This is a genomic window from Rhodopseudomonas sp., assembly GCF_048594845.1.
Taxonomy (GTDB): Bacteria; Pseudomonadota; Alphaproteobacteria; order Rhizobiales; family Xanthobacteraceae; genus Rhodopseudomonas.
Genome location: NZ_JBMDXE010000099.1, coordinates 1 through 1,884, shown reverse-complemented (window position 1 = coordinate 1,884; position 1,884 = coordinate 1). Strand labels below are relative to the sequence as shown.

1 protein-coding gene and 1 pseudogene are annotated in these 1,884 nt (G+C 65.7%); both read right to left on the bottom strand.

Features of this window, described 5'->3' with window-relative positions; translation table 11 throughout:
• Window positions 1-108: pseudogene (locus ACOJTD_RS05725) on the bottom strand (glutamate racemase); the annotation flags it as partial.
• A gap of 251 nt (window positions 109-359) precedes the next feature.
• Window positions 360-1,667: an adenylosuccinate lyase gene (gene purB, locus ACOJTD_RS05720; RefSeq protein WP_420131964.1), complete on the bottom strand. Its 1,308-nt coding sequence runs from the start codon at window positions 1,665-1,667 to the stop codon at window positions 360-362.
• Window positions 1,668-1,884 lie beyond the last annotated feature (217 nt).

Below are 1,884 nucleotides of genomic sequence, written 5' to 3'. Positions count from 1 at the left end.
AGCCGCATAAACATAGCGTGCATCCGGCCGCGCCTTGACGATCTCACGCAGTACCGTCAGCCCGCCGAGGCCGGAATCGAAGACCAGGATGTTCGGATGCCCAGACACGCGGCAAGTCTATCGCAGCTTGGTTAGTTTTCGGTTGTTTTTCCCGCGACGCTGCCTTGCGGCGACGGAAGGAGTGCCAGCGCGGCGAGGCGGGCTCCCTCGCCCGCTCTCGCGGGGAGAGGGCTGGGGTGGGGGGCGACGCGAGTCGCTTACTCTCGTCCGCGTCGAGAGGCCCGTTCACCCGGCGCGCATCTGGCGATGCACGTCGACCTCTCCCCGCGCGCGGGGAGAGGTGAAAAACGCGCGCGTCCTCAGCTTTCGCCGAACACCCGCTTGAAGATCGTGTCGACGTGCTTGAGGTGATAGCCGAGGTCGAACTGTTCTTCGATTTCGGCGTCGGTCATGTACTTCTTCATGTCCGGATCGGCCTTCAGCAGCGTCAGGAAGTCGCCTTCGCCGCGCCACACCGGCATGGCGTTGCGCTGCACCAGCTTGTAGCTCTCCTCGCGCGAGCAGCCCTTCTGGGTCAGTGCGGTGAGCAGGCGCTGCGAATGGATCAGGCCGCCGAGGCGGTCGAGATTCTTGGTCATGTTGTCCGGATAAACGACCAGCTTCTCGATCACGCCGGCCAGACGATTCAGCGCGAAGTCGAGCGTCACAGTGGAGTCCGGCGCGATCATGCGCTCGGCCGAGGAGTGCGAGATATCGCGCTCGTGCCACAGCACGACGTTCTCCATCGCCGGGCTGACATAGCCGCGAACCATGCGGGCGAGGCCGGTGAGGTTTTCGGTCAGCACCGGATTGCGCTTGTGCGGCATCGACGACGAGCCCTTCTGGCCCTCGGAGAAATACTCCTCGGCCTCCAACACTTCGGTGCGCTGCAGATGGCGGATCTCGGTGGCGAGCCGCTCCATCGACGAGGCGATGACGCCGAGCACCGCGAAGTACATCGCGTGGCGGTCGCGCGGGATCACCTGCGTCGACACAGGCTCGACCGAAAGCCCCATCGCCTTGGCGACGTGCTCTTCGACGCGCGGATCGATATGCGCGAAAGTGCCGACCGAGCCGGAGATCGCGCAGGTCGCAACTTCCTTGCGGGCGGCGATCAGGCGCTCCTTGGCGCGCGAGAATTCGGCGTAGGCGTAGGCCATCTTCAGGCCGAACGTCACCGGCTCGGCGTGGATGCCGTGCGAGCGGCCGATCGACGGCGTCATCTTGTGCTCGAACGCGCGCTTCTTCAAAGCGGCCAGCACCTTGTCGAGATCGGCCAGCAGGATGTCGGCGGCGCGGACGAGCTGGACGTTGAAGCAGGTGTCGAGCACGTCCGACGAGGTCATGCCCTGGTGCACGAAGCGCGACAGCGGGCCGACGAACTCGGCCAGATGCGTCAGGAAGGCGATGACATCGTGCTTCACCTCGCGCTCGATCTCGTCGATCCGCGCGACGTCGAACGCTGCGTCCTTGCCGCCCTTCCAGATCGCCTCGGCGGCCTCCTTCGGGATCACCCCGAGCGCCGCCTGCGCGTCGGAAGCGTGGGCCTCGATCTCGAACCAGATCTTGAAACGGGTCAGCGGCTCCCAAATGGCAGCCATTTCCGGACGGGTATAACGCGGGATCATCGCAAACTCGTGGGTTTTGGGGGATTACGCCGCGCTTTAGCAGATCGGGCGGGCAGGGGCTAGGCGGCGGCCACGCTCTCGGCAGTTCGATCCGCGTGCCATCGGGCCGGCGCAATACCGCCCGTGTCCCGCACGAGGTGCAGCGCGCAGCGCTGCTCCGCAGATGCGGGACCCCGGTTTCTTCGTCGACAAGCAACCCGCCGTGAGCCCGGGCACC